Raw genomic sequence first — 24004 nt, 5'->3', positions numbered from 1 at the left:
AGATATTGCTTTTTCTTCAGATAGTTTTTCTTCCTCATGACTACACTCCCATTTCCAAAGAGGATATCTCCCCCTTGTTTATCCCTTTCTCATTTCTTTTTGATTTTCTATCGCTATCCCGCAGGGGATTCTCTCTCCCTCCGGAATTCTGCTTCCTTTGATAATTGCTCCACAGTCCAGATGAACGCCGTCTTCCAGCACACAGTCATGATCCGTCAGACTTCCGATCGAAAGAATACATGTTTTCCCGATGTGTGCTCCTGTATGTACAACAGCTTTTGGCAGAATCACTGTCCCCTCACCAATCGTTGCTGACGGACTGACATATGCTTCTGGATGAATCAAAACTGGAACTGCAAAGCCAAAGCGTTTTGCTTTCGCATACATTTCCAGTCTTTGCTCATAGTTTCCAACTGCCGGAAAAACTTCCTGATATTCTTTTTTTAATAATGGCATTTCGTTTAATTTACCAATCGCTTCTGGTTTTAGATCATCCAGAAAGCTGATTTTATCGTATAATGGATTACCTTCTGCATCGGTCATGGAACGTGCTGTTTCTGCAACCACATGTCCATGTCCGCCTGCTCCTAAAATCAGAAGATTCTTCATCTTCCTTCCCTCACTCCTTACTTTTTTACACAAAAATAAGGATCTCCTTGTTTGGAAATCCCTGCTTTGTTTTCTATCTTTTATTCGATCTTTTTTCTTCTATATATAATAACTTCGTAGCTTTCTACGTTTCCCCTTATTCTTCCCCTTTTAGCCGGATGCTAAGAAGAACCGTCCGTTTTTTCCCGAACAGTTCTTTTTCTATGACAACGTACCGTTTCCGGATCCTCTTTCTGACTACATTTCCGAGATACTGTGAAAGAGGGGCTCCGGCCCAGACGATATTTCCTTCTTCATCGGTTTCTATTTCTGACCGTTTTACGATGTACTCTTCTTTTTCCTCAGCCTGTTCAATCGTGATCAGGCTTTCCAGAAACTCCTGCTCATCCTCCCGGACCGGCAGGAATTCTTCTTCCCCGTCGCTTAACAATTTGGAAAGCTTCGGTACTTTTTTTAATTGATAATATAATGTTTCCGGAGTCTGTGTCTTGACAAACACATACCCCGGAAACAGGATTTCTTTCTGTATCTTGTGTTCGCCTTTCAATCTCCAGCATGTCTCCCGTTTGATCAAAAAGCTTTTTTCACATATCGTCTGTGGCAACATCTTATCCAGCACTTCTGTCAGTTCTTCTTCTTTCCCTGTCATGGTCTGTATGACATACCACATAACTTCTCCTCTCTGGGAAGCTTATCTGTTTTTGACATAGCTTCGCCATATCTGCAGTGAAAAATTTTTTTAAGTCTTTCACCCCAGACTTCTATTTTTCCTTTTTATCCGTTTTTTTCGCAGCCATGACTTCTTATCACAGCTGTTTTCCAAACTTCTTTTCCGTTTTCGCACTCCTTATCCAGGCGTGCGGTTTTTAGCTTTTTGATACAATTTCAAGGCCAGTCCAGAGTCCTTTTCTCTGATACTGATCCACCGGGCATTCCAGACGTGCCAGACGCTTATGTCGGTCAATTTTGCGGATCTGGCTTTCCCGCCCGCAAAGCGGTCCTTCTGTCACACAGGTCTGTCCTTCTTTTATATAGCCCCGTGACATCGGGATGTGGTGCTCCTTCCCGCCGATCTCCTCCAGAAATCTGGTTTCTTCCGTACCGACAGGAATCAGGCTCTGATCATCTTCCTTTTCCGGGATCATCTCGTCTTTGACCACCAGAAAGATGTACCCTGCAAAGAGAGGCTCCCGGAGCAGATGCCAGCTGCCTTCGTAGCGTTTCATCTTCTCATAGGTAAAGACAAAGGCCTCTCCGCCCTGTCCCGTAAGCTTTTGCTTCCACTTTTCTGCTGTTTTTTCTTCGTTTCCCGCTTCACAGCGCACTGCGTACCAGATGACGCTCACCACCTACTATCATTTCGCAGAGTGTGATACTCTGCGAACCCGTTATTTTTGTATACGAAATAGTGAAAACTTTAAGGCTGTTTTCACCTCCCTAATTATAACACAACAAACTGAAAATGCAATTCTATAATACTGGAAGATGTCGTAAAAGACGGGATTCCTTCGTGAGGACAGAAAAGTGGACAACCTTTTTTCTTTAAGATTCATCTTTCGACTTGTAGAATTTTCAAAATTATGCGTCAAATCTTTGGTCGAATACCATCTTTAGAGACAATTCTTTTTCTTTTTTTGCTTCTATTTAAGATTTTATTCCTGATTTTATTAACGTCAATATTCTTGTCAAAAATTTTTTATTCGGAAGAAACGCCCTATTTTCTGATCATTTCCATGTTGAATTTGTCATTTCCAAGAGTATCACACTCTGCGATTTTTTTATTATTCTACCGTTATTTCCTGCTGTTTTTACTGTTGAATGTAATATGGACTGGTTATTCCGCAATCAGCCCGGAGAGTTTTTCCATATTATCCCGCTTTAGCTCCATGGACGGATGCACATACCGGTTCAGCGTGATGTTAACGCTTGCGTGGCCAAGAATCTCGCTGAGGCTTTTGATGTCAAAGCCAAGTTCAATACATCTCGTCGCGAAAGTATGGCGCAGCGCATGATAATTTGCCTCCTCGATGCTTGATTTCTTCAGAACCTTTTTGAAATGATACTGGAGGGTGCGGGGCTCGACGTAACTGTTTTCTTTTCCCGTCAGGAGATATTCGTTTCCGTATCTCTGGTATTCCCCAAGTACTTCCGCTACACTTTCCGGGATCGGGATATGCCGGATTGACTTGCTGCTTTTTGGCGGAGTGATGATAATTCTGGTCCTGCTTCCCCACTCCAGCCGTGGTTTTTCCGGTCTTTTATTCTGAATGCGCTGCATTGTTTTCCGAATAAACACTTCTTTTTCGCGCAGATGAATATCCTCCCATGTCAGCGCGCAGAGCTCCCCGATCCGAAGTCCGGTAAATAAGGTCAGGAAGATGCCGCAGTTCATTGGTGACGGATACTCCCGCAGATACCGGATCAGCTGTTCCTGCTCTTCTCTGCTTAAAATCCGCATCCGGGTTTCTTCCTTTTTTATGGTGATCTGGGACAGATCACAGTCGACTCTCTGGAATCGTCCATTGATGTAGCGGATCACGTTTCGGACGACTCCCAGAATGTCTGTTACGGTTTTTGCTGAAAGGGGAGCTATTTCTTCTGTTCCCTCCAGAAGGGTATTGATAAACTGGTCAATGATGGCAGTATTCAGACTGCCAAGTTTGATTGCTCCGATTTCTTTGTCAATATGAAGTTCAATCAGATTTGCATACTTTACATAAGAAGATTCTTTGATGCGGGGCCGGATATATTCGAGCCACCGATAGAGAAATTCCGAAAATTCTTTTTCCGAATCAGGAAGATATTTCTTCTCTATTTCTTTTTGACTTGTTTCTTTTGCTTCCTGCAGTTTCTGTTTGGCCTGGGTATAGGTTTTTGCGTAGACAGAACGGTATACTGCTTTGCCGTCTTTTGATCTGTCTGCAATGTATCTGCCTTCCCAGCGTCCGTCTTTCCTTCTGTAAATATTTTCTCCTTTTCTTGCCATGTCCCTTTCCTTTCTCTTTTGCGATGCTTCCGATCGGATTCTTCTCCTGTTTCAATCGGATTGTTATCGCTCAGGACCGACCTTGTTTCCTTTCCTCCTCTCCCTTTTTCGTGTGCTGTATCCGCCCTGTATTCCAGCTCCCGGTGTCTGATTTCTGTCACTGAGCTTTTGTAGGAATCCGGCTGATGGATATGCATGTCAGCGAAATACAGCACGTTTTATCATATCCTTTTCATTATTACATAAAGCCGGGGCCGCTTGAAGTGGCTTCTACTGGAAAAAGCCCGGATACTTGGGAAGACTCTGTTCTTCTCGCAATCGTATCCGGGCTTCTTATTTTTACTGATTCAGATATTTTCGGATTTCCCTCTGAAAAATCTTCATACTGCTTTCTATATTCTTATTCTTTTCGAAGATCTCTGTAATTTCGGTGTTTGCCAGACTGATCATCTGTTCGTACGTCTCATATTGATAATATTTCGGTGTGATCGTTCCATGTTCAATGACATCACACAACAGTTCTCCACTGATAACCTGTTCTTCCTTATCCATATCTTCCTGAATAATCGAGGCCGCTTTCTCAGATCTTGCTACAGATTCCAGGACGGATACGCCTTGTGAGTACCGGAAAATATCGAGCTGGCTTTCGTATCCACAGACAAGTTCTTTCAAAAATTCCCACGCCAGTTCTTTCTCCGTACTATCATGATTGATTCCTATCAGAAGTGCGTCCACCTTGGAAATATTCTCTCCGTGGGTACGGCCTGGAAATGTCGTGCAGTCCCATTGGAAATTGGAATACTTCTTGATTTTGTATGGATAAGTTTTGTATGTCCGGTATTCTGCAAACGTCAGAGGCATGAAGGCGACTTTTCCTGCATCAAAGTCTTCCTGTGTCACATTTTCGCCCTGATTCAGAGCCAGTAGTTCTTTCATAAATTTCACCGACTCAATCACATACTGATTGGAAAAGTCTACATTTTGTTTTTCATTATCAAACGCGCTTCCGCCGCTTGTATACATCGCATCCTGCCAGGAATAATTATAAGTTCCGAACTGGTCAATCCGGCCGTCACCATCTGTATCTTTTGTCACTTTTCTGCAGATTTCCAAAAAATCATCCCAGATCCAATCCTGCTGGGGCATTTCGATTCCTTCCTGCCGAAGCAGTGTCTTATTGACAAACAGCATCGTTGGAACTACTTCATATGGAAGTGCATACTGGATTTCTTCCATGCCCTTTCCGATATCCATCGCTGTCTGGAAAATCTCTTCGCTTTGAAACTCCGGATCTAATTCCATAAACGTATTCAGTTCCTGCAAAATTCCAAGGGAACAGTACTGGTTAAAGTCCGTATCCAGAACCATAAAGACATCCGGCATTTCTCCTTCCAGAAGGCGCTTTGCACACCACTCGGAGTAATCCTTTTTTTCAATTCCCGAAGTATAGCGGACCGTTACTCCTGGATGGCTTTCTTCAAAACGCTCAATCGCCCTGTCGATAATAACGAAAGCGTCTGCGTTTTCCACGCCCCAGTTGCTTCCGGTAAACATGCCAAACTCCAGCTCCTGTGTCTGTGCCTGCGGTCTGCTCCAGAAATACATTCCTGCCAGAAGGAGCAGTGCTGCCGCTGCCTGTATCATTCTTGTTATCCATTTCCTGTACAATCTCATCTTCCTATTCTTCAGTCATATTCTTGTGTGCGTTCGTCTGTACTGCCCAGATTGCAAGCTGCGTCCGGTCTCTTAGATTCAGCTTGTTCAGAATCGTACTTAAGTAATTACGGATCGTTCCCTCGGAAAGGCTTAGTGTATCTGCAATTTCCTTGTTGCTTGCTCCTTTTTCTACCTGTGCAATGATTCTCCATTCTGTTTTTGTCAGCTGGCGGATATCTTTTTCCTCAACAGGAATGGTATAGTTGGTTTGCGCCATCTGCGAAAACAGTCTCAGCACTTTTGCCGCAATGTCAGGATTGATCATTGCTCGTCCGCTGTAAACAGTGCGTATTGCATCACTCAGTTCATCCATGGAGACACCTTTCAGAAGATATCCGCTTGCCCCATATTTCAGAGCGTTAAATACATACTCGTCATCATCAAAGGTTGTCAGAATGATGATCTTAATCTGCGGATAATTTTCCTTAATAATTTTTGTACACTGGACCCCGTCCATTTTAGGCATCCGGATATCCATCAGTATAATATCAGGCTTGTTTTTCCGAATACACTGAATCACTTCCTGGCCATTTGCAGCCACATCTGATACCTCAATGTCCTGTTTGCTGTTTAAAACAATCTGCAGACTCTGCCGAATCAGCTCCTGGTCATCTGCAATCAGTACTTTAATCATACTCTTCACCCCATCTTATCGGAATCCGGGCATCAATCAAGAATCCATTTTCTCCTGAGAAGTGGATCGAGCCGCCCAGCATGGCAACCCTCTCTTTCATATGTTTTGTTCCGAATCCCTTCTTTATCTCTTTGCATCCACATCCATTGTCCTGAATTGTCAGATGCAGTACTCCATCAATTTTTCTGGCGTCAATCTGAATTCTTGTTGCTTTCCCGTGACGCAGGGCGTTTGTAATGCCTTCCTGTATGATCCGGTAAACAACATTTTCTTCATCTTCACTGAACCGGAATGGTTTCACTTCTGAATGAAACACTACTTCCACCCCCGCAAGTGAGTTCATTTCTGCGATCATATCGCTTATGGCTTCATCCAGCTGAAAATGTTCCAGCGCATCTGCACGCAGTTCGGAAACAGAACTGCGAACGTCTTTAATCCCTCCTCGTACCGCCTTTGCAATCACTTCCAGCTGTTTTTTCGTCTGTCCCGGGTCAATGTCGACCAGGGCAATGCAGGCATCAACTCCGGCAGACACACCGGTCAAAGTATGGCCCAGCGTATCATGGATTTCTCTGGCCACCCGGTTTCTTTCCCTTGTTTCAGCCATTTTTTCTGTCATTTCATTGTATTCCTTCAGCCGGTCATTTGCATATTGAAGCTGTCTGGACCATTCATTCACTTCCTGAATGGTATTTCGCTGTTCATTAATGATGTTAATACAATACAGAATGAAAATCATAATATTCAATGATCCCAGTATATTGTAGACGGAAAACAACAGCTGCTGCTGTGTCTCGTTGTAATACTGTATGTAATCCCTGACGGAAAACAGATGATTGGATACAGAAATCAAATCGTAGTCCGCCACCAGATATCCAAGTGTCGCAATACCGATCAGAAGGTATTTTATCTTTGTATCATTGACAAATACAAGAATATTGGCGAAGACAAGCAAAATCACACCATTATAATTAAAGTCCAGAATCCAGACAAGAACGATGCTGCACACCAGATCTATTCCCAGTGTAATCGCAATGATTTTCCCACTTTGTTCTTTCCTCGTCTCCCGGATCAGCATGTCGCATCCAAGAAGAGCAATGAGAAGCAGTGCACTCCAGACAATCATTTCCGGATATTTGGGAATGGCATCTACCTGCCCCAGAAATACTCTGGCCTGATCATCCTCACAGATTTTCTTTGTCGTCATATAGATAAAAAGGCTGATTCCGCCCGCCTGTACCATGTTAATCAGAAAAAAGAGCAGTTTAATAATACTCATTGCTTTTCTTTTCATCCTACTGCCACCCATCTATGTCGTAATTCATCAGGTTTTCTTTTGTAATCAGCCTGCTTGGAAGCTTGACATATTTCTCCACTGCTTTTCCATCCAGTGCCTGATATGCCATTTCCGTCGCCGTCTTCCCGATCGTCTCCGGGCTCTGACTGCTTGTCCCGGTTACATACCCCAGATCCAGCATGGCTTTAAAATCAGGGGAGCCGTCTACTCCGTAAATCAGAATTCCTTCCTCTCTCCCTGCTTTCTGAAGAGCCGCAAGGGCGCCAAGTGCAGACGGATCGTTACCGCCAAATACAACATTAAAATCTTCGTCCAGAAGTCCGGATACTACTTCTGCTGAGATTTCAATTTCTCCGCCGCTGAAAATCTGCTGTACCACCTGATATTCCGGATGTCCTTCGATGGTGTCCAAAAATCCCTGGACTCTCTGGACGATAGAATCCTGCATCGGATTATCCAGAATGATAATTCTGGCCGAATCCACCCGTTTCATCATATCTTTTGCACATTCCTGTCCTGCCTGATAATTATCCGTCTCGATCGTGGACAGAACATAGTCCGTATCATCCACCTGGGTATCAATATTGATAATTTCTACGCCGGCTTCCTGACATGCCTTTAATGCCGGTTTGACTTTTACTTTGTCTACGGGATTGAGAAAAAGAATTTCTATTCCTTCATCGATCATATCGAGGATCTGCTGATTCTGCTTTTCCTGGTCCTGAAGCGGATCCCGGACAATCAGTTTGTCCCCGTTCGCTTCTATTCCCTCGGCAATCTCATCGTTCAGGACATCGAAATAGGGGTTGTTTCTTGTCATGTAAGTAGCCCCAAAGATGTGTTTTTCCTGATCTTGTTCTTTTGCGCATCCGCTGAAGAAGAGTGCAATGCACAGTGCTGCCGCAATCCATTTTGTTCTTTTCATTCTCTGCTCCGTTCACTTCTTCGTCACAATACTTATCTATCATGGTATAACTTTTAGTCTATTTTATCAAGCGTCTTTATCATAAAGAGACCGCTGCGAAAAAATGACGCACCAGTCTCTTTTTTATGATATTTCTTATTATTTTCTGTTTCGGATATAGTCAATAAATACCGCCAGGAGAATAACGACACCTTTTACTACGTCCTGCCAGAATGAATTTACATTCATCAGGTTCAGACCATTGTTCAGTACACCGATAATCAGAGCACCGATAATCGTACCTCCAATTTTACCGGAACCTCCTGCCATGGATGTTCCACCTACTACAACGGCTGCAATGGCATCCATCTCAGCGCCTTCTCCTGCCGTCGGCTGTCCGGAATACATTCTGGATGCCAGAATAATTCCGGCAAGTCCTGCCATAAGTCCCGCATAAGCGTGTACAATAAATTTGACTCTTGCTACCTTGATTCCAGAAAACTCTGCTGCCTGTGTGTTTCCACCTACCGCATAGATATGACGTCCAAGTTTGGTCTTATTCATCATCAATGCTGTAATAATGATGGCAATAATCATAATGATAACAGGAACCGGAACCGGTCCGATATAGCCTGCACCGATAAACTGCCATTCTTTTGTAACAACACGCACCGGAGAACCGCCGGTATATACTTTTGCAAGTCCTCTGGCGATATTCATGGTAGCCAGTGTAACAATGAATGGCGGAATGGTTGTCTTACAGATTACAAATCCGTTGAAAACACCGATTACAACACCAACCAGGGCTCCCGCTATGAGTGCTACAGCAATCGGAAGCTCGTATCTTGATACGCATCCTGCCGCGATTACTCCGGAAAGAGCAATGATCGATCCAACAGAAAGATCGATTCCTCCCAGAATAATTACCATGGTCATTGCACACGCAATCAGCATATTGGTCGAAATCTGCCGCAGAATATTAAACATATTCTGGGTCGATAAAAATGAACTGCTTGTTGCCGGCAAAACCGCAAGAAGAACACATAGCACCAGAAGTGCTATAATAATTCCCAGGTTCTCCCTCAAAAATACTGCTGCTTTATTTTCTGTAGCGGGCAGTTTTGCTTTATTTCCTTTTGTCTGAGCCATGTTTCGTTCCCCCTTTTCCTTCTACTTCGCCGCCAGCTGCATCACAGCTTCCTGAGTGACTTCCTCATGGGAAAGACATCCTGTAACACGGCCTTCTGACATGACATAAATCCGATCGCTCATGTTGATGATTTCCGGAAGTTCGGAGGAAATCATAATGATGGACATGCCTTTTTTCACCAGTTCATTCATGATCACATAAATTTCGGATTTCGCTCCTACATCCACTCCTCTGGTCGGCTCATCCATAATTAATACATCCGGATTGGTGGCAAGCCATCTTCCGATGATGACTTTCTGCTGATTTCCGCCGGAAAGGTTTCCGATTTTCTGTAATTGTGTCGGAGTTTTTGTAGACATCATGTCAATGTATTTCTGTGTGATTTCGATTTCTTTCTTTTCATTAACCCGGATTCCTTTTATGAATTGATCCATAATTTCAATGGTCATATTAAACCGCACACTTTGTACCTTATAGAGCCCTTCCTCTTTTCTGTTTTCCGGGACAAGGGCAATGCCGTTTTTCATTGCTTCTACAGGTGACGAGATCTTTGTTTTTTTCCCTTTCAGGTAGATATCTCCTTTGGCTCCTTTGGTCAGACCGAAAATGGCTTTCATTGTTTCACTTCTTCCAGCCCCCACCAGTCCGGCAAAGCCGATGATTTCTCCTTTGTGCAGATTGAAGCTGACATCACGTACCATATTACCGTCAGAAATATGTTCACACCGGAGTATTTCTTCCCCCGGTTCCTGATACTCTCTTGTGTAATAGCTTGTCAGTTCACGACCTACCATCATGGCAATCAGCTCATCTTTGTTTGTCTCTTTTACCACTTTGGTTCCGACATACTCACCATCTCTCATGACGGTTACTCTGTCACAAATTTCTTCGAGCTCGCTCATTTTGTGCGATATATAGATAATTCCAACGCCTTGTTTTGCCAGTTTCCTCATCGTCTCAAACAGGAATTCCACTTCTTTATCTGCAATCGAAGAGGTCGGCTCATCCATGACAAGAATTCTCGAATTGTACGAAATTGCTTTTACAATTTCTACCATCTGCTGCTGTGCTATTGTCAGCTTACCTACCAGAGTATCGGCTTTAATATGCACCTGATTGGCATCGAGAAGCTTCTGCGCTTCCTCGTTCATCTTCGCCCGGTTAATAAGAAAACCGCTTCCAAATTCTCTTCCGAGAAAAATATTTTCCGCTACTGTCATGTGCGGAACCAATACCAGCTCCTGATGGATGATCGCGATCCCATTGTCCTGGGCATCTTTTACGCCTTTGATTTCTACTTTTTTCCCATCAATCCATATTTCTCCCTCATCCGCAGAATAAATCCCTCCGAGGACTTTGATCAGTGTCGACTTTCCGGCTCCGTTTTCCCCAAGGAGAGCATGTACTTCTCCTGCGTGCAGTTCCAGGCTGATATCATTAAGCGCATGCACCCCTGCAAAGCGCTTATGTATATGTTTCATTTCCAACAGCACATTTTTGCTCACGCTTTCACCTACTTCCTGTTTTGCTTTTCCTCAAGTCCGGGGAACAGACAATCGTCCGTTCCCCTGAAATACATTCTTCTTACTGCCAGCCGTCTGTGCCGTATTCTTCTACATTGTCAGCAGTGATCAGGAAAGTATCAACCGGATAACGGTCTTCTACTTCTTTTCCTTCCATGATGTCATACATGATTTCTACTGCTTTTTCTGCGATCGCTATCGGGGACTGTGCTCCGGTACCTTCCATCAGAGAATCTCCTGATGCCAGTTCGGATTTCACATCCGGTGAACCGTCTACGCCGTAAATTAATACATCTTCAAGGCCTGCTGCGTTTGCTGCTGCTAATGCGCCAAGTGCTGTAGGGTCATTTCCACCGAAGATTGCTACAACGTCGCTGTTGCCCTGCAGAAGGTCTTCTGCGATACCCATGGATACTTCCAGATTTCCCTTTGCATCCTGCTGTGCTACGATTTCAAATCCGTGTCCTTCGATCGCATCCAGGAATCCATTTGTTCTGTCTGTAACGGAGTTCATTGTCGGGGAATCCAGTACGATGATTTTTCCGCCGTCCGGACATTTCTTTACGAGGTCATCTCCACAAACTTTTCCTGCGTTGTAGTTATCCGATCCTGTATAAGACGCTACATAAGACATATCCGCTACTTCTGTGTCGAAGTTTACGATCGGTACTTCTGCGCTTTTCAGTGCGTCAAGTGCCGGCAAAATTCCTTCTGCTTCAACCGGATTTAAGAAGATACCATCGATGTTCTGGGATACCATATCTTCTACCTGGGTAATCTGAAGAGAAACATCATTAGCCGGGTCTGTAGAAATCAGTTCATCGCCGTTTGCCTCTACCAGTTCTTTGATCTTGTCTTCGATTGTCACAAAGAACGGGTTTGTTCCGTCCATACAGGTATAGGCGAATTTGTAGTGTTTGCCGCCGTCGTCGGATGATCCGCCATTGTCCGATCCGCCGGAACCACTGTCTCCGCTGTTACATCCCATTAACATGGTTCCTGCCATCGCTGCCACAAGCAATACACTTAACACTTTTCTTTTCATAATCTTTCCTCCTTTTGCTTTGTGTATTTTTGATAGATTCATCATAGCAAAACGTGATTTTTTGTGCAGGTGTACAATGTAACGATTTCCACATGACATTTGCAATGTTTTAAATGACAAATGTAATATATTCTCAACAAAAATAGCGCTGTGCGTCAGACATCTTTCCAGGTTGTCTGCTTTGCACAGCGCTGATTTGTCTGTATTTTTACGGTGCCGGCGGATATTCATTGCACAGCAGCCGGTAAGGAGCTTCATCCTCTTCGATTTCCGGGAATCTTCCCATCGGCTCGTAGAAACGATTATCCGTGTTATCGTCATTGCACATGGAAACTTCTCCTAACAGAACTGCCCCGCTTCCTTTCTCCACTTCAAAGTCATGGTACATATACGGATATACCGTAATGCTTTTGCCCGGGGTCAGCCTGATCTGTGTTCCCGCCGGAACGGTATATTCCCTTCCGTCACTATGGATGGTAACATCGGTATCATCAAAAGATCCATCCTCTTTGGAATTATAAACACGGATCAGAACATTTCCACCTCCACGGTTTATGATGTCTTCCATTTTTGTCCAGTGGAAATGCATCGTTGCGGACTGATCTTCTTCCAGATAAAGAAGCTTTTCCGCATATGTTTTTTTATATTTATCCATATGCGTATTTCCATTTCTGAGAGTGATCAGAGAAAATCCGATCTTCTTGAAATTTCCAAGGCCATAGTCTGTGATATCCCATCCCAGCATATTATCACGGATTTCATCATATTCATGTCCTTTTTCTTTCCATTCATCCGGTGTAAAGTCACAGAATGGCGGAAGATGGAAACCGCATTTTCTGATCATCTCTTCCATATTTTTTAATGCCTGATTAATTTCGGAACGTTTCATTTCTTTATCCCTCCTATTTGCATCCGGAAAAAACACGCATGGCATGAAGAACATCCTCTTTCATGCAGTCTCTTGCCCAGCATGTGATATCATGGAAAAATACCGGTCCATCTGTTTCCATGCATTTCTGTTTTACATATTCACCGCCTGCTTTTGCGCGATAAGTATAATAATTTATTTTTCTTACACCCCGGTCAATGCATTTTCTGAAATCCTCATCGCTGACTCCGCTTCCGCCGTGCATGACAATCGGAATTCCAATCGTCTCCCGGATTTTCTCAATCCGGTCAAAATCCAGCTTCGGTTCCGCTGTATATAAGCCGTGGACGGTTCCGAAGGAACATGCAAGCGCATCGATGCCAGTCGCTTTGACAAAATTTCCCGCCTCTTTCGGATCTGTATAGCAGTCATTCTGTGCCTTTCCATCTTCACTGTTCATTGCGCCGATTTCAGCCTCCACAGACGCACCGTACATTTGGGCGATTTCCACTGCAGCTTTCGTATATGCACAGTTTTTCTCATACGGCAGCATGGATCCGTCATACATGACAGAGGAAAATCCCATATCCAGCGCCTCCCGGATCATATCAAAATTGTCGCAGTGATCCAGATGAACGCATACCGGTACTTTTGCCTTGTCAGCCATCAATACCATAATCGGTCCGAGCGTTTTCAAAGAGATATACTCTTCATGTACCGGAGCAAATTGAAGAATTACCGGTTGTCCCAGCTCTTCTGCCGCCCCCAATACTGCCTGGATTCCTTCCAGTTCTGTAACATTGAAGGCCCCAATCGCCATATTTTCTGCATCCGCTATGTCTAAGACGGTTTTCATGGATACAATCATTGTTATTTTCCTCCTATTCTTTCATAATCTTCTGCTTTTTCCAGCCATTTTGTATCTTTTCCCTTAATTCCGCGAAAGACTTTAAGCCGCTGATCGTATCGTATGTTGATACGCAGCACGCACCGGTCGCCGCAGCGTATTCAACACTTTCTTTTGGTGTACATCCCTGCATGGCAGCATACAGAAATGCCGCAATACTGGTGTCGCCCGCTCCGGTTCCGGACAAAATCCGTTCAGGGACGAAGCTGTCTTCAAAAAGTTCTGTATTTTCCCAGCCTTCCAAGTCAGCATCCACGTTCCTCATTCTCTCTTTTCCCGAAGTCTTTAAGTACATACCTGCCGCACCGCATTTTAACAAGACAGCACCGCATCCATAGGACAGTACTTTCTCAGCCAGAGGCCGGACATCTTTGCTAAGAGAAAGAATCGATACAATATCCTCGCCTTCTGCTCTTTCCTGCCATTCCTGATATTTTTCACGATCCACCATATAAGCAAGCTCTTCGATACTCGGCACGAAAAAGTCCACATATGGAAGCACTTGTTTTAAGATACTTTCCCAGTCACACTGTCCCGATTCGGATTCCGGGTCAACAGCTGCGAGGTCCAAAGAAGAAGTAAGACCTGCGGACTTTACCGCTTTATACAGCTTTACCAGTCCTGCCCCATCATTTTCATAAAACCGGCGCATCAAAGTCGGATACCCAAAGTGAAAATAATCCACCTTTTTTACTTCCTCCCAGTCCAAGTCGTCTGCACAGAACGTGTGATTACTGCCTGGATCATGCAGAAATGCCCTGTCGCTTCCTTTTGGAGCAAGCACAATCGTATAAGAAGTGGCTCCCTCTTCATCCCGGATCAAATGCATCGGGCATCCGTACTCCTCCAGCTTTTTCATCATGATATCCCCGAAAAGATCTGTCCCGATTTTTGCTGTCAGAATCACATCCGCCCCCAGCTTCTGCAAAGCAAGTCCGGTATTGGAAACCGCACCTCCCAATGTCATCTGGGCAGGCCCCACATTGACAAGCTTCCCCTGTCTTAGAATTTCCGAAAATTTTTGTGTTCCGGAATTGTGGAATTCTGGAGTAATATCGAGGGAAATATGTCCTGCTACCATGATTTTTTTCTTTTTCATAAAGCCCTCCTTTTCCGTCTGAATACTATCTTTATCATATCATTGGAATACTAAAAGTCAATTCGCTTTTGTAAGCTTATTACAATTATCATTCAAGTTGTGACATTTGTAATATACATTTTTCACAATTTTCATCCTGCTGTTTGAATACAAAAAGAAGAGTTCCGAACTTTCTTGTCCAAAACTCTTCCTATACTTATTTTCCTATTTTATTCTCTCAAATGCCGTCTCCAGATCTTCGATAATATCATCAATATGCTCCGTTCCAATGGAAAGACGGATGGTATTCGGACGGATACCCTGTTCTTTTAATTCTTCCTCATTCAGCTGTGAATGTGTTGTGGAAGCCGGATGGATTGCCAGTGATTTCACATCCGCCACATTTGCAAGGAGGGAGAAAATTTCCAGGCTGTCGATAAATTTCCTTGCTTCTTCTGCGCCGCCTTTGATTTCAAAAGTGAAGATCGAAGCGCCGCCTTTCGGGAAGTAGGCTTTATACAACTGTTTCTGATCTTCCTCTTCCGTCACAGCAGGATGATGGACACATTCCACCATCGGATGCTGATTCAGATACCGTACAACCTGCAGGGCATTCTCCACATGACGTTCCACACGGAGAGACAAGGTTTCCAGTCCCTGAAGCAGTAAAAAGGCGTTAAATGGAGAAATTGCTGCTCCCATATCACGCAGAACAATAGCACGAAGTTTTGTGATAAACGCCGACTGCGGCGCGGCTTTGGAAAATACCACGCCATGATAACTTGCGTTTGGCTCTGTCAGAGACGGGAATTTTCCGGATGCTTCCCAGTCAAATGCTCCGCTCTCCACGATAATTCCGCCAAGGCTTGTCCCGTGGCCTCCGATAAATTTTGTCGCCGAATGAACTACAATATCTGCTCCGTGTTCAATCGGCCGAATCAGATACGGCGTTCCGAACGTATTGTCAATCACAAGCGGAATCCCATGGGCATGAGCCGCCTCTGCCGCCGCCTTAATATCCGTGATGTCCGAGTTTGGATTTCCCAGAGTTTCAATAAAAACGGCCTTTGTATTTTCCTGAATCGCATCTTCAAACGCTCCTGTTTGAAATGGATCTACAAATGTCGTTGTGATTCCATATTCCGGCAGAGTATGGGCCAGCAGATTGTATGTTCCGCCGTAAATATTTTTTGCCGCCACGATGTGATCCCCCTGTCCGGCAAGGCCCTGAAACGTATAGCAGATCGCTGCCGCACCGGATGCAACCGCAAGCGCTGCCGAACCGCCTTCCAGAGCAGCCATTCTCTGCTCAAACACTGCCTGGGTCGGATTGGTCAGACGGCCGTAAATATTTCCTTCTGCTTTCAGGCTGAAACGATCCTCTGCATCCCGGCAGTCATGAAACACGTAGGAGGTTGTCTGGTAAATCGGCACTGCCCTTGCGTCTGTAGCCGGATCCGCCTGCTCCTGTCCAACATGAAGCTGCAATGTTTCAAATTTCAGGTTTCTTTTGTCTCTTGTCAAATTTTTTTCCATACTCTGTCTTTCCTTTCGCTGCTTTTTTATTTTCTGGCCTGTTATTCGGATTCTCTATGCGGTAAACAACGGAGTGGAGTAGTACCGGTCTCCTGAATCCGGAAGCAGGACAACAATCGTCTTTCCTTCATTTTCCGGCCGTTTCGCAAGCTTCACTGCCGCCGCAAAAGCCGCACCGGAGGAAATTCCCACCAGAACACCTTCCTTCTGCGCAATCTGGCGCGCACCGGAAAATGCTTCCTCTGAACCGATGGTAAGAATCTCATCATAAATTTCCGTATCCAGCGTCTCCGGGACGAATCCCGCGCCGATCCCCTGCAGTTTGTGCGGGCCCGGCTTTCCTCCGGAAAGCACCGGCGAATCCGAAGGCTCCATCGCCACAATCTTCACATTCGGATTTTTCTCTTTCAGATAGGTACCCACGCCTGTGATGGTTCCGCCTGTTCCAACACCTGCTACAAAAATATCAACCTGTCCTTGCGTATCCTCCCAGATCTCAGGCCCTGTCATCTCAATATGCGCCTTCGGATTCACCGGATTCTCAAACTGCCCCGGAATAAAACTGTCCGGAATCTCCTGCGCAAGCTCCTTTGCTTTCTCAATTGCCCCTGTCATTCCACGGGCACCATCTGTCAAAACAATCTCAGCCCCGTACGCCTTCAGGATATTTCTCCGCTCAACACTCATTGTCTCCGGCATTGTCAAAATCAAACGATATCCAAGCGACGCCGCCATCGAAGCAAGACCAATCCCCGTATTTCCAGAAGTCGGCTCAATCAACGTAGCCCCCTCCTTCAAAAGCCCCTTCTCTCTGGCATCCAGAATCATCGCCCTCGCAATCCGATCCTTCACACTTCCAGCCGGATTCAAATACTCAAGCTTCATCAGGATCTTCGCCTTCAGACCAAGCTCCCTCTCAAGATTCTTCGCCTCAAGAAGCGGAGTACCACCAACCATATCCAAAACACTACTAAAAACAGCCATCTAAATCCCTTCTTTCTATTTCGGGGACGTGTTCCGATGCACCGGAACCTGTCCCCAATGAGTTGATTTCCTATAAATTTTATAGGAATTATATGGTATCTGTTTCTCTTTGTCAAGGGGTTTTTGTTGTTTTCTATTGGAACGGGTAAAAGAAAAAGAGGACAAATGTCCTCTTTCTTTTACCCGTTCTTATTAGTACTTACTACTTCTGATTATCACTTATTAGTTCGTTTTAATTCTTATTGATCTTTATTTAATTTATTATTTATTTGCTTTTTTCCGCCATCGTGGTCTTTTTTTCTGTTAAATAATGTATTCGTTTCCTTTTTGTTTTTCCCATGTTACGAGATCGGCGAGTGTGTAGTGATCGATTACGCTTTTGACTGCGGTGTCGAGTTCTTTCCAGAGGCGGAGTGTGGTGCACGTTTCTGCGCGCGGGCAGTGGTTTTCTTCTGTTTCGAGGCAGTCTACCGGTGCCATGCTTCCTTCTGTCAGTCTCAGGATGTCGCCGACTTTATATTGTTCTGCACTGTATTTGAGAAAATAGCCGCCCTGTGCTCCCCGAAGGCTTCGGATGTACCCTGCTTTTGCGAGTACCCCTGCAATGCTTTCCAGATATTTGACAGAAATTCCCTGCCGTGCGGCTACGTCTTTGAGCCGGATTGGTTTTTCCTGATCATGGAGAGCCAGATCCAGCATCAGCCTGAGTGCATATCTTCCTTTTGTTGAAATTTTCATGCAATTCCCTCCCAATCTTCTCTGTTATCATACCTGTTGCCGAGGGAATTCGTCAAGTACAGACCCGTGATCTTTATACTCTTTTCTTTTTTTCTTCCGCCAGATAAGATGCGCCGAGTGCGCCTGCGTAGCGTCCATTTTCCGTCGGTTCTACTTTTTTGCCGATTTTTTTACTGAGAATATCTGTGAAATAGATGCTGTGGCTCAGTCCTCCGGTCAGGATGATGTGATCAGGAAGGTCCTTTCTCTGTGCCAGCTGGGCTACTTTTGCAGCCACCGAATCTACGACTCCGGCAGCGATATTTTCCCGTTTCTGCCCTTCACCAATGTAGTTAATGACCTCGGATTCAGCGAATACCGTGCACAGGGAACTGATCGGGAGGACCTCCCCTGCTGCAGCCATCTCAAACAGTTCGTCGATGGTCACGCCCAGACGGTTAGCCATAATCTCCAGGAATTTTCCGGTTCCTGCTGAACATTTGTCATTCATCAGGAAGTCCACAACCATGCCATGTTCCACCATGATGACTTTCGTATCCTGTCCGCCCACGTCAATGACTGCACAGTCTCCGTGTGCCAGTTCCCGTCCTCCTCTTGCATGGCATGTGATCTCTGTGATCACATGATCTGCAAAATCCACAGCCACACGGCCGTATCCGGTAGCAACAACGCGGGTGTCGTCGTTTTCCACGTCTGCTCCCAGCTCTTTTAAATGTTCTTTTATCTTCTTCGTCGTCTCCTTACTGCTCCATCCGGTCGGAAGTACGAAATGCGCATTTGCATCCCCTCTTACCACAACCTTGGAAGCGGTTGATCCGATGTCGATTCCTACGTAATTCATGTTTCATTCCCTCCACCATGATTTGGGGACGCTTATTTGCGTCCCCGCCTGTTTTTCAGCAATACCGGTCCCTGTTGGGATCGATATCCTTTTTGATTTCTGCAATCTGAAGAATTTCAATCTGTTTTTCTTTCACAATCTGCCTGATCTGATCCAGATCTTCTTTTTTTACAAGAAGTGAAATGCCGCAGCACTTGCTCGCCTCGCGCGGAGTCGGAGCAATCGTACATTTCAGGCCGTTTTCTTTCATTTCCCGGTAAAGCCGCATCCCATTATCGTGATTGGGAAAAAGCACATAATATGAAATCATTCCTGCACCAGCTTTCTTTAGCTGTTTAACATTTCAATAAATGCGCTGATTCTGGTACGAAGCTGCTGCGCGTCACTGTCCGTATAATCCGTTTCAATGCCAAGTACCGGGATACCTGCCTCTTTCAGCGCTTTTTCTACATGGTAGCCTTCACAGTCATACAGGCTGCAGAATTTCAGGTTCACGTCAATAATTCCGTCTACCTTGTATTCTTTTGCAAGACGGATAATATCGTCGATTCGTGCGGAGTTCGGTGTAAAGCATGCACAGTTGATGCCCATATACCGCTCTGCCAGATGGTCGATCTGCTCATCCACCGTTCCCTCTGCTTCGTCCACAAGACGTTCAAAGTACCGGGTACCTGTACACATTTCTTCACAGACTACCGCACCGCCGCTTGTTTCTATCAGGTTGTGAAGCTTCCAGTTCGGAATCGCAAGCGGAGTACCTGTCAGCATGATTCTCTTTGTTCCTTCCAGGAATACGCTGACGCCGTCTTTGACTCTCTGATCCAGCTCATCGCAAAGCTTGTTTGTCATCTCGGTAAACCGGGTCGGATCATCATAGAATGCAATCTGGGAAATCAAAAGGGCATCCTTTCCGCTGATCGGAAGTTTTTCATTTTTTCTTAAATCATACAGTCTGGAAAGTGCCCGTCTCTTATTATTGATCAGAACAATGGCATTGTGCAGAGATTCTGCCGTCACCTGATTGCCTGTCATCTCTTCAACTACGCCCCGGAAAATACGGATCTCATCTGCCCATGCTTTGATGTCCTTTTCCCGCTTCATCTGCGGAAGATCCATGACATGGACCGGCACATCTTCCGCCAGAATTTCCCATGCTTTCTTCTTTCCGTCGCAGGTCGTCTCACCGACATACATGTCCGCAATCCGGAAGAACGGACAGGTTCTATCCAGTCTAGCCCCTACAGAGGCCTTGATCAGCGGGCAGGTATTGGTCGGCAGCACCTTCTCACCGCCCGGAACCCAGAACTGGGAACCACCGCACAGTCCCGTTGCAATTGCGTCTGCCGCAAACACAATTTCATCCGGCACATAGACACAAAACGTTCCAAATACTTTTCCGCCCTTTTTCTGATGCTCAATGAGCTCTGCCGGACGAACACCGTGAATCTCCGCAACAACAAAATTATAATAATCCATTCCTTCCGGTCTGTTTTCCTGAGAAAGATACACATCTCCAAACGCCTGCGGAAGCACTTCGCAGAGCTGATCGTGGGTCTCTACGTCCATTCCAAGATCTTTCCACATCTGATGATAATCTGCCATTTCTTTTTCCTCCTTTGTCACGAAACAAAAACACGGCTGCTGGTAAGCCGCGCCTTTTGTCTGTCAATGATTCTCTTACGTTAAGGGTAACATGTTTCCGGAACTGCTTCAATTTCGCCCGGCAGATTATGCTATCGTTTTTTCACATAATTATAATTGTTTATAGATAATCTCTATTTTCAGTAATCCGCTTGACCGCTTCGATTCCTCTGGAAATTTCTTCTTCCGTATTTTCCTCACTGAACGAAAACCGCACCGTTCCTTTTGGAAAAGTTCCAAGACTCTGATGGGCCAGCGGCGCACAGTGCAGGCCGACCCGCGTCATAATCCCGTACTCCTGTTCCAGAAGAAATGCCGCGATCGCATTATCCATTTCTGGAAAATCAAGAGAGACCACCGCCGTCCGGTGCTCCATCGTCTGCTTTCCGATCACACGCACACCCGGGATCTCTCTGACTCCATCCAGAAACCGGGCGGTCAGCTGTTCCTTTTTCCTGCGGATCACATCGATTCCCGTTTCTTCCAGATAGGAAAGAGCCGCATGGAGCCCGATGATTCCCGGAAGATTCATCGTTCCGCTCTCGTACTTATCCGGCAGTTCTTCCGGCTGGGACAGCAGATCCGAATGACTTCCCGTTCCGCCGAGAATCACCGGCCGGACACAGGCATCCAGCTCCGGCGAAATCAAAAAGCCGCCGATCCCCTGCGGGCCTTTGAGCCCCTTATGCCCGGTAAATCCCAGAAAATCGATGTTTGCCTTCTGCATGTCAATGGAAAGTGCCCCCGCACTCTGAGCCGTATCCACCGCAAAAAAGACATCATGCCGTTTGCAGACCTCCCCGATCTCTTCAATCGGAAGCACCGTTCCGCACACATTGGAAGCATGCAGCACAAGCACCAGCCTTGTCTTCGGACCGATCTTCTCCTCCACGGCCTCAGCTGTCACCTCGCCCTCTGACGACGTCCTTGCCACATCATAAGAAATTCCCTTCGTCTTCCTCAGCTGTTCCAGCGGACGCATCACACCATTATGCTCCATGCCGGAGACCACCACATGATCCCCCTCCCTCAAAAATCCATTTAAAAACATGTTCAAAGACCATGTGATTCCCGGGGTAAAAATCACCTGTCTGGAACTTTCCGCATGAAACAGCTTCGCAAGCATCTCACGCGTATCCAGCACCCGGCCCGCCAGCTCATAAGCCCCCTCGTAGCCGCCACGATTAATATTAAACGCACCCCGCTCCAGAAACTCCGCCATCGCACGGGCCACACCCGGCGCCTTCGGAAACGACGTACTCCCATTATCAAAATAGATCTTCTCCATCGCTCCTCCTTTCCGGGGACGTGTTCCGATGCACCGGAACACGTCCCCAGTGAAAATTATCTGACAATTGGCTCCAGCCCTTGATTTTACTGGGCTGAAGGCCATTTTTTACTCATTTACGTCGTGTACCTTTGAATCGGAACACGTCCCCGATGAATATTGTATTTTTGCAAGTCTGAGGCCTTGTGGTGGTGCGGTGACGCCGGCTTCAGTTCGTTCTTTTGTTTCGAGGATTTCTTTGACTTGTTCTGGCTGATAGAATCCCCGGCCGACGCGGATGAGTGTGCCGGCGATGATGCGTACCATGTTGTAGAGGAAGCCGTTTCCGCTGATGTAGATGGTGATTTCTTCTCCGTCCCGGACAACGTCGAGACTGTAAATGGTGCGTACGGTGTCGTCCGTGTTTGTGCGGATATTGCAGAAGCTTTTGAAATCGTGTGTACCGATGAGGTAATTGGCCGCCTCCTGCATTTTGGCCTCATCCAGCGGGAAGGAGACGTGGCTTGTGGTCAGGCGTTTCAGCGGATCCGGGAGTGATCTGTTGAGAATGTGGTATTCGTAGTATTTTATGCAGTCCTGATACCTTGGGTGCCAATCCATAGGAACTTCCTCGGACTGTGTGACTACAATGTCCTCGGGCAGTCTCTGGTTGATGGCATAGGCAAACCGTTCCGGTGGAATTGTACTTGTTGTATCAAAAACTGCCACATTTCCAAGGGCGTGGACGCCGGAGTCGGTTCTGCTTGCTCCGATGATGTGAATATCTTCTCCGGTAAGTTTGCTGAGTTTTTTATTCAGTACTTCTTCAATTGTGATTCCGTTTGGCTGTACCTGCCAGCCGCAGTAGTTGGTGCCGTCGTATGCGACGGTCAGTTTGATTCGTTTCACGTTCTGATCCCCTTCGTCTGTTTGCTTTCTTCATTTTAACACACCGCGGCCAAAGAATCTGCCTTTTTCTTGTACATTTTCTTCATCCATGATAAGATAATCTGCGAGGTGAACGAACATGAATAAAAAAGAAATCGCAGAAATTAAAAAGCAGTTTTCTCCTGCCAACTGTGCCATTACGCGGATCTGTGGCTGTTATGTAGACGGGGAAAAGACGATAAAGACGAAATCAAAAGATGCGTTCCTTTCTCTCCCGGAGGAGGAAATGTTTAAATATTTTGATCTGTTTAAGAAGACGCTTTCCGGAGGAATCGGGAAAAATCTGATGGATATGGAGTTCCCGCTGGAGCAGGAAACTTCCGGCGGCACCCAGGAGTTTCTTCTGAGACTTCGGGACAGTAAGCTTCAGGACGATTCGCTTCTGGATGAGTTTTACCAGAAAATTATCGATTTTTATAACTATGGGGAAAATTATTATATTATTCTGATTCATGCAAACTACGATGTGCCTGGAAAATCTTCCGACGGGGAAGAAATGTTTGATGCTTCAGACGAAGTATATGAATTTCTCCTTTGCAGCATCTGCCCGGTGAAGCTTTCCAAGGCAGGGCTCTGCTATAATTCGGAGACCAATCATATTGAGGACCGGATCCGTGACTGGATCGTGGAAATGCCGGATATCGGATTTTTGTTCCCGGCCTTTAACGACCGCTCCACGGACATCCACAGTCTTCTGTATTATTCGAAAAACGCAAAAGAATTTCAGGATGATCTGATTGACAATGTCCTTGGCTGTCATGTGCCGATGCCTGCAGGGGATCAGAAATCCACCTTCCAGTATCTGGTCAGTGATACCCTTGGGGATTCCTGCAATTTTGACACGGTCAAGACACTTCATGAGAATCTGACAGAAATGATTGAAGAGCATAAAGATGAGCCGGAGCCGCTGCGTCTGGACAAGACGGATGTGAAGAAACTTCTGGAGCGAAGCGGCGCCAGGGAGGAAAATCTGGAACAGTTTGACCGGGAATTTGATGCTGCTGCCGGGGACACGCCGTCTCTTCTGGCGTCCAACGTGGCCAACACCCGAACCTTCGAGGTCAAGACTCCGGATGTGGTCATCAAGGTAAATCCGGACCGGACTGATCTAGTGGAAACAAAATTGATTGACGGCATCCCATACCTTGTCATTCAGCTCAGTGACAGTGTGGAAGTCAACGGCATTCCGGTTTCCAACCGACCGTCCGGATCTATTTCCGAATAAAGACACATACATAACAAAGGTGCCAGTTCTGCTGAGGTCAGAAATTCCCTTCTGCCTTGGCAGGACCGGCGCCTTTTTACTGGTTTAAGCGTTCTTCTGCTTTCCTG

23 protein-coding genes are annotated in these 24004 nt (G+C 45.7%); 1 reads left to right on the top strand and 22 read right to left on the bottom strand.

Annotated elements, in window-relative coordinates:
- Nucleotides 1-78 precede the first annotated feature (78 nt).
- The 22 genes from H6A32_RS03725 to truA all read right to left on the bottom strand — a co-directional run bounded on the left by H6A32_RS03725 (nt 79) and on the right by truA (nt 22633).
- On the bottom strand, nt 79-642 hold the full coding sequence (locus H6A32_RS03725; protein ID WP_204863793.1) for a PglB: 564 nt from the start codon (nt 640-642) through the stop codon (nt 79-81).
- Nucleotides 643-745: 103 nt separating this feature from the next.
- The gene (locus H6A32_RS03720) at nt 746-1279 is read right to left on the bottom strand and encodes a transcription termination/antitermination NusG family protein (RefSeq protein WP_118635436.1); all 534 of its coding nucleotides are present in this window, start codon (nt 1277-1279) and stop codon (nt 746-748) included.
- A 196-nt stretch (nt 1280-1475) separates the two neighbouring features.
- Nucleotides 1476-1955 (bottom strand): transcription termination/antitermination NusG family protein, encoded by a 480-nt coding sequence (locus tag H6A32_RS03715; protein ID WP_204863792.1) that lies wholly within the window; start codon nt 1953-1955, stop codon nt 1476-1478.
- Nucleotides 1956-2443: 488 nt separating this feature from the next.
- Nucleotides 2444-3595, bottom strand: a complete 1152-nt coding sequence (locus H6A32_RS03710) for a tyrosine-type recombinase/integrase (protein ID WP_204863791.1) — start codon at nt 3593-3595, stop codon at nt 2444-2446.
- 339 nt (nt 3596-3934) lie between these two features.
- Nucleotides 3935-5269, bottom strand: coding sequence for an ABC transporter substrate-binding protein (locus H6A32_RS03705; protein ID WP_204863790.1), 1335 nt, complete (start codon nt 5267-5269; stop codon nt 3935-3937).
- 4 nt (nt 5270-5273) lie between these two features.
- Complete coding sequence (locus H6A32_RS03700; RefSeq protein ID WP_087168533.1) at nt 5274-5945, bottom strand: response regulator transcription factor; 672 nt, start codon at nt 5943-5945, stop codon at nt 5274-5276.
- Nucleotides 5938-7239, bottom strand: a complete 1302-nt coding sequence (locus tag H6A32_RS03695; RefSeq protein WP_204863789.1) for a sensor histidine kinase — start codon at nt 7237-7239, stop codon at nt 5938-5940. The genes H6A32_RS03700 and H6A32_RS03695 overlap by 8 nt, the downstream gene beginning before the upstream one ends.
- A gap of 1 nt (nt 7240) precedes the next feature.
- Entirely contained in the window at nt 7241-8167 is a 927-nt protein-coding gene (locus tag H6A32_RS03690) for a sugar ABC transporter substrate-binding protein (RefSeq protein ID WP_191427186.1), read from the bottom strand.
- Between the two features lie 138 nt (nt 8168-8305).
- Nucleotides 8306-9295 (bottom strand): ABC transporter permease, encoded by a 990-nt coding sequence (locus H6A32_RS03685; protein ID WP_171027856.1) that lies wholly within the window; start codon nt 9293-9295, stop codon nt 8306-8308.
- 21 nt (nt 9296-9316) lie between these two features.
- Nucleotides 9317-10777 (bottom strand): sugar ABC transporter ATP-binding protein, encoded by a 1461-nt coding sequence (locus H6A32_RS03680; RefSeq protein WP_207738684.1) that lies wholly within the window; start codon nt 10775-10777, stop codon nt 9317-9319.
- Between the two features lie 103 nt (nt 10778-10880).
- The gene (locus H6A32_RS03675) at nt 10881-11864 is read right to left on the bottom strand and encodes a sugar ABC transporter substrate-binding protein (RefSeq protein WP_087168537.1); all 984 of its coding nucleotides are present in this window, start codon (nt 11862-11864) and stop codon (nt 10881-10883) included.
- Nucleotides 11865-12072: 208 nt separating this feature from the next.
- Entirely contained in the window at nt 12073-12753 is a 681-nt protein-coding gene (locus tag H6A32_RS03670; protein WP_204863788.1) for a D-lyxose/D-mannose family sugar isomerase, read from the bottom strand.
- 13 nt (nt 12754-12766) lie between these two features.
- On the bottom strand, nt 12767-13600 hold the full coding sequence (locus tag H6A32_RS03665; RefSeq protein WP_087168539.1) for a class II fructose-bisphosphate aldolase: 834 nt from the start codon (nt 13598-13600) through the stop codon (nt 12767-12769).
- 13 nt (nt 13601-13613) lie between these two features.
- The gene (locus tag H6A32_RS03660; protein ID WP_191437051.1) at nt 13614-14738 is read right to left on the bottom strand and encodes a carbohydrate kinase family protein; all 1125 of its coding nucleotides are present in this window, start codon (nt 14736-14738) and stop codon (nt 13614-13616) included.
- Between the two features lie 204 nt (nt 14739-14942).
- Nucleotides 14943-16253 (bottom strand): O-acetylhomoserine aminocarboxypropyltransferase/cysteine synthase family protein, encoded by a 1311-nt coding sequence (locus H6A32_RS03655; RefSeq protein WP_204863787.1) that lies wholly within the window; start codon nt 16251-16253, stop codon nt 14943-14945.
- Nucleotides 16254-16307: 54 nt separating this feature from the next.
- Nucleotides 16308-17237 carry a cysteine synthase A gene (cysK, locus tag H6A32_RS03650; protein WP_204863786.1) on the bottom strand — a complete coding sequence of 310 codons (930 nt, stop codon included), beginning with the start codon at nt 17235-17237 and terminating at the stop codon, nt 16308-16310.
- Between the two features lie 303 nt (nt 17238-17540).
- Nucleotides 17541-17975, bottom strand: a complete 435-nt coding sequence (locus H6A32_RS03645) for an RrF2 family transcriptional regulator (RefSeq protein ID WP_118635445.1) — start codon at nt 17973-17975, stop codon at nt 17541-17543.
- Between the two features lie 73 nt (nt 17976-18048).
- Complete coding sequence (locus H6A32_RS03640) at nt 18049-18816, bottom strand: acyl-CoA dehydratase activase (RefSeq protein WP_087168544.1); 768 nt, start codon at nt 18814-18816, stop codon at nt 18049-18051.
- Between the two features lie 55 nt (nt 18817-18871).
- Nucleotides 18872-19126, bottom strand: a complete 255-nt coding sequence (locus H6A32_RS03635) for a DUF3343 domain-containing protein (protein ID WP_087168545.1) — start codon at nt 19124-19126, stop codon at nt 18872-18874.
- Nucleotides 19127-19143: 17 nt separating this feature from the next.
- The gene (locus H6A32_RS03630) at nt 19144-20418 is read right to left on the bottom strand and encodes a double-cubane-cluster-containing anaerobic reductase (protein ID WP_204863785.1); all 1275 of its coding nucleotides are present in this window, start codon (nt 20416-20418) and stop codon (nt 19144-19146) included.
- Between the two features lie 160 nt (nt 20419-20578).
- Complete coding sequence (locus H6A32_RS03625) at nt 20579-21745, bottom strand: aminotransferase class V-fold PLP-dependent enzyme (protein WP_204863784.1); 1167 nt, start codon at nt 21743-21745, stop codon at nt 20579-20581.
- A gap of 108 nt (nt 21746-21853) precedes the next feature.
- Nucleotides 21854-22633: a tRNA pseudouridine(38-40) synthase TruA gene (gene truA / locus H6A32_RS03620; protein ID WP_191427173.1), complete on the bottom strand. Its 780-nt coding sequence runs from the start codon at nt 22631-22633 to the stop codon at nt 21854-21856.
- Between the two features lie 118 nt (nt 22634-22751).
- Here truA and H6A32_RS03615 point away from each other — a divergent pair, with 118 nt between their 5' ends.
- Nucleotides 22752-23897 carry a DUF4317 domain-containing protein gene (locus H6A32_RS03615; RefSeq protein ID WP_087168548.1) on the top strand — a complete coding sequence of 382 codons (1146 nt, stop codon included), beginning with the start codon at nt 22752-22754 and terminating at the stop codon, nt 23895-23897.
- The last annotated feature ends 107 nt before the right edge of the window (nt 23898-24004 follow it).

Origin of the sequence: Drancourtella massiliensis, assembly GCF_016900655.1 — a bacterium.
In the GTDB taxonomy this organism is placed as follows: Bacteria; Bacillota; Clostridia; order Lachnospirales; family Lachnospiraceae; genus Sellimonas; species Sellimonas catena.
This window is presented reverse-complemented; position numbering and strand designations above follow the sequence as displayed.